This window comes from Paraburkholderia caffeinilytica, assembly GCF_051027425.1.
Taxonomy (GTDB): Bacteria; Pseudomonadota; Gammaproteobacteria; order Burkholderiales; family Burkholderiaceae; genus Paraburkholderia; species Paraburkholderia caffeinilytica_A.
On the sequence record NZ_CP186553.1, the window covers coordinates 618,318 to 634,202 of the forward strand.

At 59.8% G+C, this 15,885-nt stretch carries 15 protein-coding genes and 1 pseudogene; 5 read left to right on the forward strand and 11 right to left on the reverse strand.

Annotated features, from left to right (window positions below; genetic code table 11):
* Positions 1-91: 91 nt before the first annotated feature.
* From ACOSV0_RS23355 to ACOSV0_RS23370, 4 genes are all read right to left on the reverse strand, one after another.
* Entirely contained in the window at positions 92-1,855 is a 1,764-nt protein-coding gene (locus ACOSV0_RS23355; RefSeq protein ID WP_434114065.1) for a serine hydrolase, read from the reverse strand.
* A gap of 526 nt (positions 1,856-2,381) precedes the next feature.
* Positions 2,382-3,212 (reverse strand): substrate-binding periplasmic protein, encoded by an 831-nt coding sequence (locus tag ACOSV0_RS23360; protein ID WP_434114069.1) that lies wholly within the window; start codon positions 3,210-3,212, stop codon positions 2,382-2,384.
* Positions 3,213-3,253: 41 nt separating this feature from the next.
* Positions 3,254-3,907, reverse strand: a complete 654-nt coding sequence (locus ACOSV0_RS23365; RefSeq protein ID WP_434114072.1) for a hypothetical protein — start codon at positions 3,905-3,907, stop codon at positions 3,254-3,256.
* 98 nt (positions 3,908-4,005) lie between these two features.
* Positions 4,006-4,182, reverse strand: a complete 177-nt coding sequence (locus tag ACOSV0_RS23370) for an NAD(P)-binding domain-containing protein (protein ID WP_434114074.1) — start codon at positions 4,180-4,182, stop codon at positions 4,006-4,008.
* A gap of 112 nt (positions 4,183-4,294) precedes the next feature.
* Here ACOSV0_RS23370 and ACOSV0_RS23375 point away from each other — a divergent pair, with 112 nt between their 5' ends.
* The 3 genes from ACOSV0_RS23375 to ACOSV0_RS23385 all read left to right on the forward strand — a co-directional run bounded on the left by ACOSV0_RS23375 (position 4,295) and on the right by ACOSV0_RS23385 (position 7,111).
* Positions 4,295-5,185: a LysR family transcriptional regulator gene (locus ACOSV0_RS23375; protein ID WP_434114076.1), complete on the forward strand. Its 891-nt coding sequence runs from the start codon at positions 4,295-4,297 to the stop codon at positions 5,183-5,185.
* A 142-nt stretch (positions 5,186-5,327) separates the two neighbouring features.
* Entirely contained in the window at positions 5,328-6,092 is a 765-nt protein-coding gene (locus ACOSV0_RS23380; protein WP_434114078.1) for a class I SAM-dependent methyltransferase, read from the forward strand.
* Between the two features lie 554 nt (positions 6,093-6,646).
* A complete protein-coding gene (locus ACOSV0_RS23385) occupies positions 6,647-7,111 on the forward strand; it encodes a hypothetical protein (RefSeq protein WP_434114081.1) in 465 nt (154 codons plus the stop codon).
* A 134-nt stretch (positions 7,112-7,245) separates the two neighbouring features.
* Here ACOSV0_RS23385 and ACOSV0_RS23390 read toward each other — a convergent pair whose 3' ends face one another.
* Together ACOSV0_RS23390 and ACOSV0_RS23395 are read right to left on the reverse strand one after the other, a co-directional pair.
* Positions 7,246-7,647, reverse strand: a complete 402-nt coding sequence (locus ACOSV0_RS23390; RefSeq protein ID WP_434116086.1) for a hypothetical protein — start codon at positions 7,645-7,647, stop codon at positions 7,246-7,248.
* A 94-nt stretch (positions 7,648-7,741) separates the two neighbouring features.
* Positions 7,742-8,167: a VOC family protein gene (locus tag ACOSV0_RS23395; protein WP_434114083.1), complete on the reverse strand. Its 426-nt coding sequence runs from the start codon at positions 8,165-8,167 to the stop codon at positions 7,742-7,744.
* Between the two features lie 138 nt (positions 8,168-8,305).
* Here ACOSV0_RS23395 and ACOSV0_RS23400 point away from each other — a divergent pair.
* Positions 8,306-8,395: pseudogene (locus ACOSV0_RS23400) on the forward strand (LysR family transcriptional regulator); the annotation flags it as partial.
* Between the two features lie 304 nt (positions 8,396-8,699).
* Positions 8,700-8,984 (forward strand): hypothetical protein, encoded by a 285-nt coding sequence (locus tag ACOSV0_RS23405; RefSeq protein WP_434114085.1) that lies wholly within the window; start codon positions 8,700-8,702, stop codon positions 8,982-8,984.
* Positions 8,985-9,089: 105 nt separating this feature from the next.
* On the opposite strand, the gene ACOSV0_RS23410 is transcribed toward ACOSV0_RS23405, so the two are convergent.
* From ACOSV0_RS23410 to ACOSV0_RS23430, 5 genes are all read right to left on the reverse strand, one after another.
* On the reverse strand, positions 9,090-10,823 hold the full coding sequence (locus ACOSV0_RS23410; RefSeq protein WP_434114086.1) for a methyl-accepting chemotaxis protein: 1,734 nt from the start codon (positions 10,821-10,823) through the stop codon (positions 9,090-9,092).
* A gap of 323 nt (positions 10,824-11,146) precedes the next feature.
* Entirely contained in the window at positions 11,147-11,980 is an 834-nt protein-coding gene (locus ACOSV0_RS23415; RefSeq protein WP_434114089.1) for an AraC family transcriptional regulator, read from the reverse strand.
* Positions 11,981-12,139: 159 nt separating this feature from the next.
* Entirely contained in the window at positions 12,140-13,636 is a 1,497-nt protein-coding gene (locus ACOSV0_RS23420) for a DHA2 family efflux MFS transporter permease subunit (protein ID WP_434114090.1), read from the reverse strand.
* Between the two features lie 191 nt (positions 13,637-13,827).
* Positions 13,828-14,505, reverse strand: coding sequence for a glutathione S-transferase (locus ACOSV0_RS23425; RefSeq protein WP_434114092.1), 678 nt, complete (start codon positions 14,503-14,505; stop codon positions 13,828-13,830).
* A gap of 118 nt (positions 14,506-14,623) precedes the next feature.
* Positions 14,624-15,847 carry a dienelactone hydrolase family protein gene (locus ACOSV0_RS23430; RefSeq protein WP_434114095.1) on the reverse strand — a complete coding sequence of 408 codons (1,224 nt, stop codon included), beginning with the start codon at positions 15,845-15,847 and terminating at the stop codon, positions 14,624-14,626.
* Positions 15,848-15,885: the final 38 nt, after the last annotated feature.

The following is a 15,885-nucleotide window of genomic DNA, read 5'->3' on the forward strand; positions in this document are numbered from 1 at the left end:
TTCGAGGGAGTGCCAATGGGACTTGTCTCGCAACTGGATAATGACCGCAGCGAAGCCCATTCACTTACTGCGTCCGGTCGGGCCGCCTAATTCAATCTGTTATTGACCCTTCATCCTCCATCGTATCGGTGAAATCAGTATTCTCGACCCGAGTCAAAACGAACTCTTCGATCGAGTTCCAGTGCCTCAACGCAGTCGCACGCCCGTCTTCCATCACGAACTCGAAAATTCTTCGCGGCCATTTTGGGTTGCGAAACTGAAGATCCTTGAACGGAGTTAGAACTTCCGCAGGAGCACCTGGAAAGTGCAGCGTGAGATGGTTGTCGCGTCGCAGCTTGATCGTGCACTTGTCACCGACAGTACCTTGGTATGTGCCGGTTAGCTGCTTAAGCACATCTAGCGCAGGCGCGTCCGGAATCCGGACGAACACAGCATCCGTCGCGTCGAGCCACAAACCGACGCGGTCGATATCGCCGAGTGGACTGGTTAGAAAGGACATGGACCACGCCCCTTCGACCTCGTCATCGCGGCTATCGAACCGGTCGTAGTGGTAATGATTCAACGGCAGCTCAGTTTGACGGAAATGAAACTGAAGTTGGGAACCATTGAGTGAGATATGCAGTTGCCCGTAGGCAGGATGCTCGTAGCGACCGACGTAGTCTTCTAGATCGTGTGAAGGCCGTGTATCTGGAATCGCACTAGGCTTCACCCGTTCGCGTGACTCGCGCATGTCCTGTTTTGCTTTCAGGTGGAACTCTCGCAATGCGTCCATCCAACCAGACTCATCCAACCCTAGCAGCCGATCGTAGATGTTGTAGCCGACAGCGTCGCGCAGCATTGCGCAGTGATCGCCGATCGCGAACACGATTACACCCAATCTCTCGCGGGGTAAGTACGAGACCTGCGAATGGAAGGCGCGGAGATCACCACCGTGACTCGCAAGCAGGTGTCCCCGATACGAGGAGGTTTGCCGGCCCATTCCATAGATTGCATTGATCTCAGGCTGAAAACCAAGTAAGTCGCCCAGCGGGTGCGGAAATGCGAGCCCCGGCGCCAAGGTCGCCTGCAGTATGCGCTCGGGGATCACCTGCTTGCCAGCCACCATTCCTTTGTTCATCAACGCGGACAGCCAGCGGCTCATATCATCGAGGCTGGAGACGATGCTCCCTGCCGGACTCGACCAGTTCAACTCCGGATACGGTGCTTGCCAGAGCTCGTCACTGTCGCGTCTTTCTGTGAACGGTACCGCGTGGTTCGGTTGAGCGATCATGTCGGCAACGGTGAATGTCGTCTGAGACATACCCAAGGGAGCCAGGATTTCGTCGCGGATGAATGCATCCCACGGTTTGCCGCTCAGCAACTCGATGATGTGACCCACAGCCTCGTACATCATGTTGTTGTAGATAAGCTTCGACCGGAATGGCGCAACCGGCTTCATGAATCGGATCCGGTCGAATAAATCCTTCTTTGAGAAATTGGCTCTATGCAAGATCATGTCGTACCGGGGCACACCGGTACGATGTCCGAGCATATCGCGGAGTGTCACCGTCGCATCAAGCGACTTGTCATAGAAGCGCAAACTCGGGACAACATCGCGAATCGGCTGGTCGAAGGTCAGCGCGCCCTTTTCGACTAGGATGCCAGCAGCAATAGCTGTAAATAACTTGGTGTTCGACGCGATGGGAAACAAAGTTGACGATAAAAACGGCAGGTTATTTGCATAGTCACGATAACCGTAACCGCCTGTGAAAATTACGTCCTCGTCCTTTACAACAGTGACGCCAATGCCGGGTGCATTCCATTTGTGCACCTGCGTCTTCATGTAATCGTCGAAATCGCCCAGATCGTTTAGCATCGGCTGTCCTTTGATCCAAATGTCTTTCATCGAGAAAGCTTACTCTCATGTTCCTGCGCGAGCGACGGGTACGGAGAAAAATTCCGTTTCGCTAATTCTCCTCGTATTACAGAAAGTCAACTCCAAGCACTCGCTCTTTATTGATTGGTATGGTTGTTGATGCGAAATCGTAAAGGCCGGGCCAAATCACCCTGCGAAAGTTTTTACAGCGGACTGTTCAAAAGATTCATTGTTGAACGCACGGCTCGCGTGCGTTCCGGAGCGAGCGGCCGCTATGGAGGGAGTCGACCGATCCTTTCGGGTCGAACCCGGTCGGCTGCGTCGGGCAGTAGTCGGCCAGCATTGCCGCACGTTCAGCGAGCGAACGCAGTGTGTGCGGCAACGCGGGGTTCTGACGTACCCATTGCGGTCGTCGCCCATGGCGCACGACGACGTGGCGTGGCGGCAGATTCCGGCACAAGGCTGAGCGCGAGAAGAAGCGCTGCGCACCTGCCTCCGGTCGGGGTCTAACTCTATTCATACCGGCTCACGGACCCGCTTGGACGGTTCTCGCCATCTCGGCGTCCACCTCGGGTTTGATGCTGGCCGCGACCGCCCGCAGCCAATCAAGAAACGCCGGCTGACCCTTGTCGATCGCCATGGCGATCGAGACTGGCAGCTCCTGGCTAGCCAGGCAGTCCTTCGGCACCGACGCAAGCCCGGGCACCTTCCTTTGCAACGTGCGGAAAAAGAACTTGTCGATCGGCACTACGTCGGCGCGGTGTGCCAGGATCTCGCCCGTGGCCAAATCGGTGAGGTTCCCAGGTATGCCGTCCCGCGCCGCCCGGACGAGCCGCTTCTGCAGCCAGACCCCTTGTGGTGTGCCGATGATGAAGCCGATCGTCACCGCGGATTGATCGAGATCGTCGAGCCGGGCGGCGGCCGCCACCTTGGGATTGTCTGCCAGACCGAACACGCAATGCGCCGAGGCAGAATAGGGGATCATATCCACGACGGCCTCGCGCTCCGGCGTCACCAACAGTGGGGCGACGGAGAGGTCGACCGCGCCGCTCGCCAGAATCGAAACCTTATCGCCCGAGGTGACGGGTGTCGTCTCGATGCTCACTCCAAGGCGGTGGGCATATTCCTCGGCCAATCGCCAGGCAGGGCCGCGGAACGGCGCGGCGTTGGCTGAGGGGTTCTTGATCAGCCATGGAAACTCGCTGAGCACCGCGACCCACAGCACCCCTCGGTGCCGGATTGCATCGATCCGGCTGCTCAACCCTGGCGGCGGCTCGAGGGCGTTGGCAGCCCGGAGCGCCAGCGGCGTTGTGAATAGCAAAGCGGCGGCCAGCAGCACATTTGTCCAGGATTTCACGCGAGCGCTCCGTGTCATTCAGGGCGATTAGGGCTTCGGCGTCAGCCCCTGCGTGTATAGGCGTAACGGTGTGCGAGCCAGACCGTTCCGGTGCCGTCAGACAATATGAAGTGCTGGTTCTTGACGTCACGGTCCGGGCCGTCGCGGGTGATGACCGTGTTCATGCGCAGCATCTGCCCCGCCACGTCGGACCCGCCGCCCGTGATCGCGAACGGTTCGTGGACGAGCACGACGCCGGCCGCGTCGCCGCGGTCGAAACTGTAGGCGGGCATGATGCCCACCGGCGCTCGCATCTCTATCGACACGTATTTCCACCGGCCTTCCACGCGTTGGAAGCTCAGGTAGTCAATGCGCTTGATGTCGTGGCTAGAAGTGTCCGAAGCCGGACGGATGAACTCCTGCAGGTAGGACCCGATCATGCGGCGTTCGGCGACGAGTCCGGTTGTCGTGACCGGAGTGCCGCCTGGCTTATCCCATACCGTCTCGGTGACGTCCCACAAACCCGCGTATGCCGCCATGGCGGCATTTTCCGGACCAGGTTCATTCAGGCGCCCGGCGGCGGAGGTCGGGGCCAAGGGCATGAGGCCGAGCTGGCCAGAGCCACCCGTCCTGGCTGCTTGTATCTGCGCTGCCGCCAGACCGGGAATGAGGACCGAGCCGAATGCTGCTCCAAGGAAATGACGACGTTTCAACATAATGACGTTCCCGCGCTTGCCCGTGGAGGATCGGCCTCGGGCGTACCGGCTGCTTGCTATGCTCAGGCTGGCTGAGCCGCAGGGTAGTGGATACAGAGTCAACGAGGCACTGTCTGCGCGACAGTCACGGCGCGCGTGTCTGTCTCTCGAGCCAGGTCCGCGAGTGAATCAGGTCCGCGTGAGTTGGCGGCGGCGACCTCGTGCCCTGCCTTCGTGAACAAATGGGTAAGCGCGCCGCCGATATTGCCGGATCTGATGATCCCGATTTTGGTCATGACAAGAGCCTTTCCCGTGACGGCCCCAAGGGCCTATGCGCAAGATACTATTGACCTCCAACTCCGGTATAAAGACTGGTCTCGACAAGGGTGTCACCACCAGGAGTAGGGAATGGACCGCCTCGCCAGCATGGCCGCTTTCGTCAAAACAGTGGAGGTCGGCTCCTTCGCAGCAGCGGCCAACGCTCTGAGCATGTCGCCTCAGATGATCGCCAAACACGTGACCTGGCTCGAAAGCCGTTTGGGCGCGCGGTTGCTCAACCGGACGACGCGCCGCCAGAGCCTGACGGATATCGGCAAGGCATATTACGATCGTTGCAAGCTGGTTTTGGCGGATGCGGACTGGGCGGATTCTCTCGCTGACGAGGCCAGGGGAGCACCCCGCGGGCGCTTGCGCGTCAACGCGCCCGTATCGTTTGGCACGCACAGCCTGACGCCGGTCATCACGCGCTATTTGCGGCAATACCCCGAGGTGGAAGTCGATCTTGTACTCAATGACCGCTTTGTTGACTTGGTGGAGGAGGAGTTCGAGGCCGTGTTTCGTATCGGTCCGCTGGCCGACTCCAGCTTCACGGCTCGCGAACTCGCGCCCTTTCGTCTGGTAGCCTGCGCATCGCCAGATTACCTGCGCGAGAGAGGTGTTCCCGCAACGCCGGCCGATCTCGAGACCCACGAATGCCTGGTGTACGCCTCGTCGTCCGGTCCCACCGTCAGTGACTGGCGCTTTGTGCGTGGTGATGAAAACTACCGCCTCGACATGAAGCATCGCTTGCGAGTGAATGATGCCAAGGCGCTTCTCATCGCCACCTTGAACGGCTTTGGCATCGCGTTCATCGCTGAAGATCTCGCCAGAGAAGGGTTGTACTCTGGACGTCTTGTCAAAGTGTTGCCTGACTATGAAACGCCGTCACGTCCAATTCACCTTATCTATCATCCTGATCGCCGACAGACGCCGAAACTAAAGAGCTTCATTTCGGCAGTTATAGGCGAACTTGGTAAATAATTTTTGTACTGTTCCATATCTGAGGACAAGCCGTCGCGTGTTCTCGTCTCGACCAGTTTCGGACGGTCGTGAAGCCAGTCCAGCGGCTGCGCTGACACGACATTCTCGTGCGAGAATTTGGTTTCATTTACACGGATTTCGTATGAGCCTAAATGCAGATAGCTTCTACGACGATATGGCGTCTTCTTATCATCTGATTTTCGATGATTGGGAACAGGCAATAGAACGTCAACGGGCGATTTTGGCGCGACTTCTACCATCGCCTGATGAGATCGGTACGGTTCTCGATTGTGCGTGCGGGATTGGGACTCAAGCCCTGGGTCTCGCCCGTGCTGGCTATGATGTCGAAGGAACGGACTTGTCGAAATTGGAAATCGAGCGAGCATCGCGAGAGGCCGCAAAGCGGAAGCTCAATATTCAATTTCGTATTGACGATATGCGACTGCTTGCAACGTGCGAAGCGCACCGGTACGGGGCGATAGTTGCATTCGACAACGCCATTCCGCATCTTGATAGTGACGAGGACGTGGCTCGAACGTTTGCGGCAATGCGCAGGAGTCTACGACCCGGCGGCCAGGTATTTATCAGTTTGCGTGACTACAGCACGCTGATGGTACAACGGCCTAGCGTGATGCCTCCGGCGATGTTCATGGATAACGGTCTTCGCCGTATTGTCCATCAGATCTGGGACTGGCACGATGACCGACGTTATTCCGTTCACCTTTATATCACTCGCCAGACAAGCGACCTTAACTGGCAATCAAAGCATTTTGTCGGTCGTTATCGGGCTATCACACCTGACGAGATAGCATCTCATGCCTCCAGAGCCGGATTCGATAACGTTCACATTCTCTCGCCGGCTGCCACCGGTTACTACCAACCAATCGTCACAGGCTCAACGGCCTAGCCGCCTTTGCGCTGGCCTCCTGTGGGAATTGCGTTGTCACTCGCGATTTGAAGGTCAGAAGAGCGGTCGTCGGACTGACTTCCTTAGACATAGGCGTTTGAGCGCACTTGTCTCCGGTCCGGTTGCCCATTAGGGGCTGGAATGGCCGCTTCGGAGCGTCGTGACGATCCCCTTCGGGTAGATTCCTGCCGATCACCGATCTTCGGAGACGCCGCAACTTCCTGCCTCTTGTCTCACCGGTCCTTATCCATTCGGCCAAATCAAACATTTCGCCTGCAAGGTTGAAGTGAACCTCGGTAGCCTGCCTTATAATTAACAAGTCGCCGGGAAACACTTGGCGACCAGGTTTGACAGCCTGATTGTTCTAACCGCACACCCGCTCAGGCGGGAGTGCGTCTGCTGCTGCACGTCTATTCAATGGGCGGGTCGTGGTGGGGGAGCCGCAAGGCTCGCCGGCTCGTTAGAACACCGGTCTGTCAACCCGACTTCGTGCCCGCTCACCCACTTTGCAAGCGAGTGTCGGGCGATCCGATAAGCAACAGGGAGATCGCACCATGAGCAAGTCCACAAAAAATCAACCCGACGCACGTCCGCCTGTCGACGCACTCCAGTACGAGAAACTTGCCCTGTCGGCATTCCATTTATCCGACCGGCATCGGGATCAACTGGATACCTTGATCACACTTGCGTCCTCGATATGTAGGAATCCTGCCATCACGAGTGAGGAAAGACGACGTCGTCAGACGCTGCTTGAATTGCTGGTGGACACGATGGAGCAGTATCAACAAGAGCTCGAATGCGACCGCGAGTTGTACCAGGTGATCGCACTCGATGCGAAGGGGGTGGCGCACAGCCGAATCACAGCGCGTCAGGCGGCAAATCTGCTTGCAGAGGCATCGCAGAGAGCGAATGGACCTGCAGCCACCGCCGGCACCGCAGAGCGTGAAACCTCGTCAGAGAAAACCGCTGCAGCGCAAAGAGCCGACGCATTGCAGCAGGCGGTTGTCACGTCACACTAGCCGATCAGGAATGGGAAGCGAGTGGTAGCGCATGCATCCGAATCGTTCGACGATTCGTGCACTGAGACGGTTTTTGTCCGTTTTACCTCGGGCAAAAACTGTCCTTTACTGCAAGGCCGCCGCGCGCCCCGCATTCACTCTTCGCATTTCACGTCCTGCTTTCGCACAACGATAATCACCGGGTATGTGCCGTGCTCGAGTTCCACGCGCGCGACCACGGCCATCGTCTCGCTGTCGACGTCGTCGTACACGCTGACTTTTTCATGCCGAAGGTTGGTGACGCCGGTGCAGCCAGACGCGCGCCCCTCGTCGGAGACCTTGCATTGGATCGGGTTGTCCGCAATGTAGCGGTATTTGTCCCTGTCGGGGGCCGCAAGGTACTCACGGAAGCTCTGCGCGGCGCCGCCGACGCCCGTGACATACCCAATGGCGCACTGCAATGAGGGCGTATTGCCGCTGCCTGCTGTTTGGGCCGCCGCAGCCATGCTGGCGGTCGCGATGACCGCCGCGAGTGTCGATGCAAGGAGGAATCTCATAGCGCACTTCACCGTCGTCAGATCGAAGTGCTGGATTGTAATGGCATCTTGCCCGCAGCTCATTCCACCCTTGCATGACGACTCGCCAGCGACCTTACTTCGCGAACAGCATATCGAGGTTCGCGAACGACTTGAATTCGAGCGCATTGCCGCTCGGGTCCAGGAAGAACATGGTGGCCTGTTCGCCCGGTTCACCCTTAAAGCGGATGTACGGCTCGATCACAAATTCCACACCGACCGCCTTGAGTTTTTCCGCGAGCGCCGTCCATTGCGGCATCGTCAGGAGCGCGCCGAAATGGCGCACGGGGACGCCGTGTCCATCGACGGCATTGGTCGAGCTCACGCCCGTTTCGTCCGGCGCGAGATGCGCGACGATCTGATGGCCATAGAAATTGAAGTCGACCCAGTCGGGCGCGCTACGGCCTTCGGGACAGCCCAGCAGGTCGCCGTAGAACGCGCGCGCCGCCTCGATGCTGTGGACCGGAAATGCAATATGGAACGGGAGGAGTGGGGTAGTCATCGCAATGGGGCTTTCAGAAGTTGAAAGGAATGTGCGCTTCATTGAGCGGCTAAACGATATGTTAGATACAACGAGCCTTAATGAATAACGATTTATTTCCGATCTGAGAACAAAATTTATCGATGCATTGAATCATGCTACAACCGCAGTCCGTTTGGCGGGCGGCTAGTAGACCGCTTCCTGAAACGCGTGCGGATCAACGTGGATGATGGAGTGGAGTTGGACGATTAGCAGCGTGCCGCTGATGACTTCAGCGTGCGCTTGCATGCGATGGTGGCTAAGCGCGAAGAGTGAAGGGGCGAGGCGTCGACGCAACCGCTTATCGAATGCTTAAAAAACGCCTTCAGTTGTTACCGTGCGTTGCTTTCTCTTTGCTGACCTTTCCGCAAGCCCCAACGCGCAATGGGTTCGCCGCCACCAGGCGATTAAACAGAAAAATTTCAACGGTCAACTTTGTTGCACTCATGTAACTCAAAGCGAGCGCCCTCTAGCTAAAGTAAAAGCGTTAACTCGCCTGACACGGAGGGCAAAAATGAAAAACAGAATGTTGATCGCACTGGGACTTGGGGCAGTCGTCCTTGGGGCTTCGCAGATGGCCAATGCCGGTGTTTCGGTCGGGCTCAACATTGGCGTGCCAGGGCCGGTCTATGTCGCGCCCGCTCCGGTCTATGCACCGCCGCCACCGCCCGCCTATGTCGCCTATCAGCCGGTGCCGGTCGTGGCCCCGGTCGTTGTGGTCGGCTGGCATGGTGGCCGGTACTGGGATGGCCGCCGCTGGTGGGGCCGTCATGAGTGGTATGGGCGGCGCCACTGGTAGGGCTGCCGCCTCGCGACTGTGAGGCGTACGTCGGGCATCCCGCGCTAGTGACCTTGCGGGCATCCTTTGCGCTTTAACGACTTCAGGTCAGTGCCTCACATTCGCTCAGAATGTCTGCCAGTTACCTGCATCGTTCGCGGCGACGTGGGACACGTCAGTGCGTACAGGTTCGGTACGCACTGTTTTTCGCCCTTGGGCAGTTTGAGCCTGCGCCCGACTTTGCGGCTTGTGGGCAACCGGCCGGGCGATCTCGTGCGCCGCTACTGCCGCGCCGGAAGCTGCATTGTCGACATTAAAGACAGATATCGCGTCCCGCAGCTCTTGCGCCTGTTGCGCCAGCGCCTGCGCTGCCGCCGATGCCTGCTCGACAAGGGCCGCATTCTGTTGCGTCACTTCATCCATCTGAGTGATGGCCTTGTTGACCTGTCCGATGCCAGTGCTCTGTTCCTCGGAAGCAGCGGCGATCTCGTTCATGATGTCGGTCGTGCGGCTCGCCGATGTCACGATTTCGCTCATCGTACGGCCGGCGCTTTCGACCAGCTTCGAACCGGTGTCGATTCGTGTCACCGACTCTGTAATCAGGTCTTTGATTTCTTTCGCGGCACTCGCGCTGCGTTGGGCGAGCGTACGGACTTCGCCGGCCACTACGGCGAAACCGCGACCTTGTTCGCCGGCGCGGGCCGCCTCGACTGCCGCATTGAGCGCCAGGATGTTGGTCTGGAAAGCAATCCCCTCGATGACGCTGATGATTTCGGAGACCCGCGCGGAGCTATCGGCAATCTCATGCATGGTTGTCACGACGTGGCCAATCTCCGCACCGCCCCGTTGTGCGACGGTTGAGCCCGCGCCGGCCAACTGGCTTGCCTGTTTGGCATTGTCAGCATTCTGGCGCACGACGCTGGTCAACTGTTCCATGCTCGACGCGGTCTCCTCCAGCGAGGCGGCCTGTTCCTCCGTTCGCTGCGACAGATCGGTGTTACCTTGCGCAATCTCTGCGGCGGCGAGTGAAATCGATTCGCTTGAGCTTTTGATGCCACGGACAATGTCAGTCAACTGCTCTTTCATGGCGACCAGCGAATGCATCAGGCTGCTGGTGTCGCCGGCCTTCAGCGGCACGGCGATGCGTAGATTGCCACCGGCGATCGCACTTGCCATCGCTGCGGCTTCCCGAGGCTCACCGCCGAGCTGTTTGACCAGACCGCGGGCAATGACAAGCGCCACGCCCACCCCAATCACCGCCGCCGCGACGATCAAGCCGATCGTTAACGCAATCGTGGTGTGATAAGCGTCGTTGGCAATCTTCCCTTCTGTGGAGGCGCCTTGCTCACTGGCGGCGACGATCTGGTTGATATCTTTTGCAATGGCATCACGAACCTTGCCGGCCTGTCCTGTCAGGATGCTCATTGCTTGCTGCGCGTTGCCGGCTTTCGCTTGCGTGCGCACCTGCTGGTCGAGATCCATGTATTGGGCCACCAGGGGTTGGAGTTCCGCGAAAGCCGCTTTCTCCGCCGGCTCGGAGATGAGCTTTTCGTAGTCCGTGCTGGCGCGTCGGAATGCCGCGATGCGTGGTTCCATCCTCGAGTCCACTGCCTGAACCTCATCGAGCTTATCGGTCGAGGCCATCCGGAATTCCGCCAGCCGGATCTGGTTCAGGGCGTCCTGCATCTTCAGGCTGCTGCTGACGCTGGCTGACCATTTATCGCGCAGTACCGCCACGTGATCATTTTCAGCGCTAACCTCGCTGAGCGAAAACACGCCCAGACCAACCAGCAGGAGGATGACTACCGCGAAACCTGAAACGAGCTGGGTCGCAACTCTCATGTTCTTAAGATACGTCACGATAATTGTCCGGTCCGTTGCGACTGATGCGCCGGCTGTCGTTCTGGCAACTCACACTCACGCCAGCTTCAGCCTCATCATGGAGTTAAAGATATCTACATGTTTACGGAAGTCATAATTGATTCTTTAGCCGGTTGTTGAAATATCCCTATGCCGGTCTCGCGGCTGCCTTAACCATGAATTCGGAGCCGCTGAAGCGGCTTGCGCCGCTGCGCGCGGCCGCGAGACTCGCGAGCACGGCGAGGCCGAGTGCGCCACCCATCATTGGTTAAAGCAGGCGGGCCGCGTCATCGCCGAGCGTCTGGAATCGGCAAGGTCTCGAATCAGGTCTTCAGCGGCAGCCAGATTTCAAGCCCACCCATGCCGTTGACCGGGTCGAACTGCTCGCTATAGCGCTCGAAATTCGGCGCATCCGCAGGCACGTGTCCAGACGCCGGCAGCCATTGATTCCAGATCGTGTTCACGGTGCGCCGGATCGACGAGATGTGTTCGCGGTGGCTGAATACAGCATAGCGCTGGGCGGCGATGCGTACGCGGCTCAACTCGGCGGGCAGCGCCGAGAAGTCGCTGACTTCGACGCCGCACAGGTAGTCGAAATTGCCCGCGTCGTCGGCGTTGTAGCAAACACCGTAGGCCACGCCGCCCACTTGCCCCGGCACCTTGCCGAAGTAGCTGCCAAAGCGTTGCCACTGTGACGGAATGGCAGTGCTGGTATCGCAGGTGTAGCGTTCGCTCAGGCCCGCGATGAGAAACGGTTTGCCGTCTTCGAAACGCGGCGGCTCCAGATGCGTGAGAAGGGTTTCGTCCATTTTGACCGGCTCCACGATGGCAAGGTTGTCGATATGACCACGCGTGCGCAGTGCTTCGGGCGTGAGTCCGAATTGCTCGCGAAACGCTCGCGTGAATGCTTCGTGAGAACCGTAGCCGGCGTCGATGGCGACCGTCAGGATGTCGGGCGCGCCGTCGGCGAGACGCCGTGCCGCTTCGCTCAAGCGGCGCGCGCGAACATAGCGCATCACCGAAAGCCCGGTGGCCGCTTCGAAAGCACGCGCCAGGTGAAAACGCGACACGCATCCACAATTGGCGATGTCGTCGAGCGTCAACTCGTGGGCGAAATGGCTTTCGATAAACCAGAGCGCTTTTCCAACGGGATTCATTTCGGCTCTCATGTCTGCATGAAGCCAGCATAGCCAGGCGCGATGCGGCGCATTTGATCGCGCTTGCTGTTTTGCGACGGTCCGCGTGCAGGTGTGGCGAGCGGCGTGCGCTCAGGCAGGCGAAACGTCTTCGGCCGGTGAGCCGAAACACGCCGTGAATCAATAGTTTTCCGTTGCGGCCTCGTTGCCGGTCGAGCGAGGATGTTCCGATGTCGACGCGTCCTCGGCGTGAGCGGCCGCTTCGGCACCGCCGGCTTGCCCCGGACGCAACAGCAAACCGCCCAGCACGCCCGCCGCCGCGGCGAAAATCGCACCGAACAGAAACGCCACGTGATAGCCGCTATTGAGTGCCGCCACTGCGTTTTCAGAAGCCTGCATCGCGTCGCTGCGCGCGGCGGCGAGACTCGCGAGCACCGCGAGGCCGAGTGCGCCACCCATCATGAACGACGTATTGACGATGCCGGACGCCAGGCCCGAATCGCTCGGATCGACGTCGCTCATGGCGGCGAGCAGCAGAGGATTGAACGCGATGCCCGCGCCGAAGCCGAGCATCATCATGCCGGGCAGCACATCGAGCACGAAGCTGCCATCGACCGGCGCGCGCGCAAACAGCGCGAGTCCACACGCTGCGACCAGCAGCCCGACGGCAAGCGGAAGACGCAGACCGAAGCGCATCACCACGCGCGCCGACAGGCCCAACGAAAAGAACCCCATGATCAGATTGGCCGGCAAAAACGCGAGCCCGACCTGCAAGGGCCGGTAACCGAGCACGCGCTGCAGATACAACGCGGAGATGAAGAACCACGCGAACATGGCGGCCGCCCACAGGACGCCGACCACGTTCGCCGTCGCGACATTGCGCAGGCGGAACAGACCGAGCGGCATCAACGGATGCTGCACGCGCGCTTCGATCACGAGAAACACGGCCAGCAGCACGAGCGCGGCGAACAGCAGGCCCAGCGTCTGCGCCGAGGTCCAGCCGGCTTCATTGCCGTTCACGACGGCGTACACGGCCAGCATCAGCGAAGCCGTGACCGTTACCGCGCCGGCTACGTCGAGCCGTTCCCCATGCGCATGGCCGCGTGCCGACGGCAGGAGCGCGACGCACAGCGCGTAGACAGCAATGCCAATCGGCAAGTTGACGAGAAAGATCCAGTGCCAGCTCAACAGGTTGGTCAGCAGCCCGCCGAGCAGCACGCCGATGCTGCCGCCGCCCGCACAGACAAAACCGTATATGCCCATGGCTTTCGCCCGTTCGCCTGCTTCGGTGAACAGATTCATGATCAGCGAGAGCGAGACGGCGGAGACGACCGCGCCACCCAAACCCTGCACGGCACGCGCGCAGACCAGCAGCACTTGCGAATTCGCCATGCCGCATGCGAGCGACGCCAGCGTGAACAGCGTGATGCCGCCGAGGAACAGTTTGCGGTGGCCGTACAGATCGCCGAGCCGTCCGCCAAGCAGCAGGCAGCCGCCGAAGGTGAGCATGTAGGCATTGACCACCCACACCAGCGAGGTCTCGGTAAAGCCGAGGTCCGCGGCGATAGACGGCAATGCAACGTTCACGATCGTCGTGTCGAGCACGATCATGAGCACGCCGAGGCACAGAACGATCAGCGCCAGCCAGCGTTTGTTGCCGTGGATGGAATGGGTCATGCGGGGGCTCCTCTGCCGTGGTCAAGCGGGTGCAAACGAATGCAAACGAATACAAACCGGATGCCGGACGTGCCGCCGCTCGGCACGAAGTTGGAAACCCGGTCGGCAACCCGTTGATGGCAATGGGAAATTTTAGTCTAGCACCCGCGACTTTCGACCCACAACTACGAATTCCTGGGCCGCGTTTGCCGTCAATGGGCACCCAGTAGTTCGTACTTGCCGCCGCGCTCCAATGCCCGCTGATAAGCCGGCCGCGCGTGAATGCGCGTCAGGAAATCGACCACCGCGGGAATCTGCCCTTCCATGCCGCCGCGGGCGGTGGCGGCTTCGAGCGGGAAACTCATCTGAATGTCGGCCGCGCTGAAGTCGTTGCCGGCGAACCAGCCGGTCGCGCCCAATTCCTTGTTGATGTAGCCGAGGTGCAGTTTCAACTGTGGATCGACAAAGCTCGATTGCAACGTCGACGCGATCTTGCGGGCGATCGGCTTGGCGAAGAACGGCATCGGCGCGCTGCCAATGCGCAGGGCGACCAGTTTGAGCAGCAGCGGCGGCATCGCCGAGCCTTCCGCATAGTGCAGCCAGTAGGTATAACGCAGCCGCTCGGGCGAGCCTGCTGCCGGCGCAAAGCGGCCTTGACCGTACTTGTCGACCAGATACTCGATGATCGCGCCGGATTCGGCGAGGGTCTGGCCGTCGTCGGTAATGACGGGCGACTTGCCGAGCGGATGCACCGCGCGCAACTCGGGCGGCGCCAGCATCGTTTTCGGGTCGCGCTCGTAGCGCTTGATCTCGTACGGAACGCCGAGCTCTTCGAGCAGCCATAACACGCGTTGCGAGCGGGAGTTGTTCAGATGATGGACGATCAGCATGAGTCGAGGGGCGGTGGGCTGTGGAGAGTCACATCATAGGGGTGTTGTGCCGAGGCGGGGCTCTAGTTGCTCACCTCGGATGAAACACGGCCAACCTCGGTCAAACCCTGACCAACCCTTACACGCGCGACTTCGCGCCCATCAACTGATTCGACGGCAACGTTTCATCGAGCAGCTTGCGCGCGCTTTCGATGCCGGCCACCGGCAGCCCCTCGGGATTCAGCAAGCCGACCTGCACCAGCACGGATGCCTGATCCCAATAGATGTGCTCGTTGTAGAGCTTGTCGCCGCGAAAGCACACCACCGCCAGCATCGGCACTTCGAAATATTTGCCGGTTGGCGCGACGCCGGGCAGCAACCAGTCGATTTCGCAGCTATGCGTGCAACTGAAAATGAACTCGTCGACGATACGATCCGCGCCGATCGTGCGTGAGATCGGAATCAGCTTTGTGTCGGCGGGATTCGAATTGACGAAGTGATGCGTGTAGAAACGCTTGAGCTTGTCATGTCCCACGCCGCCCGTCATGGTGGGCACATGATTGACGTAGGGTTGCGCGACCATGGTCGGCATGACGGCGTCGACGTCGCGCGTGGCGAACTCGTAGTAGCAATGTGCTTCCCACAACGCGTTCAGATCGTAGACCGGTCCCAGCACTTTGCGCAGCAGCGCGAGCGTGCGCGAATAGGCCATCATCGCGGCGGGTTTGTCGTACTGCGGGCGCGATGGCGCGGCGAACGCATGATCGCAGCCCGGGTACACGTATTGTTCGATCTGCGGACGCGTGCGCAATGCGGCGCTGATCCGTTCGCGCGTTTCGGGCGGACAGTGCGCGTCGTTCTCGGGGAAATGGAACACCATGGGGCAGCGTACGGCCGGCACTTCATCCAGGTACGCTTCGAGACCGACGCCGTAGTAGCTGACCGCGCAGTCCACGTCAGTGCGTGCCGCGCTCAGGAACGCGAGTTTGCCGCCGAGACAGTAGCCGACTGTGCCCACCTTGCCGGCCTGTTCGGGCAACGCGCGCAATGTCGCGACCGTTGCCGCGATATCGTCGACGGCGAGATCGGTGTCGAAACGTCCGAGATAGTCGAGCGCCTGTTTCATATCGGCCTCGCCGTAGCCGAGCGAGATGCCCGGCTTGATCCGCCAGAACAGATCCGGCACCAGCACGACATAACCTTCTTCCGCGAATCGGTCGGCCATCGACTTCATCGTCTCGTTGATGCCGAAAATTTCCTGCAGGAGGACGAGCCCCGGACCCGAGCCTTGCGCCGGTCGCGCGACGTAAGCATTGAAACGGCCGCCATCCTGGGCGACGACTTCGACGAAAGAGGCGGCCATGCGGTGTGTCTCCTATGTCGGCCGGAGTTAACGCTTCA

What these genes read in the sequence shown, in the direction of transcription:
- ACOSV0_RS23415 (WP_434114089.1), bottom strand. Translation starts at nt 11,980, where the DNA reads ATGAATCCCGTTGGAAAAGCGCTCTGGTTTATCGAAAGCCATTTCGCC.
- ACOSV0_RS23355 (WP_434114065.1), bottom strand. Translation starts at nt 1,855, where the DNA reads ATGCTAAACGATCTGGGCGATTTCGACGATTACATGAAGACGCAGGTG.
- ACOSV0_RS23405 (WP_434114085.1), top strand. Translation starts at nt 8,700, where the DNA reads ATGAAAAACAGAATGTTGATCGCACTGGGACTTGGGGCAGTCGTCCTT.
- ACOSV0_RS23420 (WP_434114090.1), bottom strand. Translation starts at nt 13,636, where the DNA reads ATGACCCATTCCATCCACGGCAACAAACGCTGGCTGGCGCTGATCGTT.
- ACOSV0_RS23385 (WP_434114081.1), top strand. Translation starts at nt 6,647, where the DNA reads ATGAGCAAGTCCACAAAAAATCAACCCGACGCACGTCCGCCTGTCGAC.
- ACOSV0_RS23375 (WP_434114076.1), top strand. Translation starts at nt 4,295, where the DNA reads ATGGACCGCCTCGCCAGCATGGCCGCTTTCGTCAAAACAGTGGAGGTC.
- ACOSV0_RS23390 (WP_434116086.1), bottom strand. Translation starts at nt 7,647, where the DNA reads ATGAGATTCCTCCTTGCATCGACACTCGCGGCGGTCATCGCGACCGCC.
- ACOSV0_RS23380 (WP_434114078.1), top strand. Translation starts at nt 5,328, where the DNA reads ATGAGCCTAAATGCAGATAGCTTCTACGACGATATGGCGTCTTCTTAT.
- ACOSV0_RS23370 (WP_434114074.1), bottom strand. Translation starts at nt 4,182, where the DNA reads ATGACCAAAATCGGGATCATCAGATCCGGCAATATCGGCGGCGCGCTT.
- ACOSV0_RS23365 (WP_434114072.1), bottom strand. Translation starts at nt 3,907, where the DNA reads ATGTTGAAACGTCGTCATTTCCTTGGAGCAGCATTCGGCTCGGTCCTC.
- ACOSV0_RS23395 (WP_434114083.1), bottom strand. Translation starts at nt 8,167, where the DNA reads ATGACTACCCCACTCCTCCCGTTCCATATTGCATTTCCGGTCCACAGC.
- ACOSV0_RS23425 (WP_434114092.1), bottom strand. Translation starts at nt 14,505, where the DNA reads ATGCTGATCGTCCATCATCTGAACAACTCCCGCTCGCAACGCGTGTTA.
- ACOSV0_RS23430 (WP_434114095.1), bottom strand. Translation starts at nt 15,847, where the DNA reads ATGGCCGCCTCTTTCGTCGAAGTCGTCGCCCAGGATGGCGGCCGTTTC.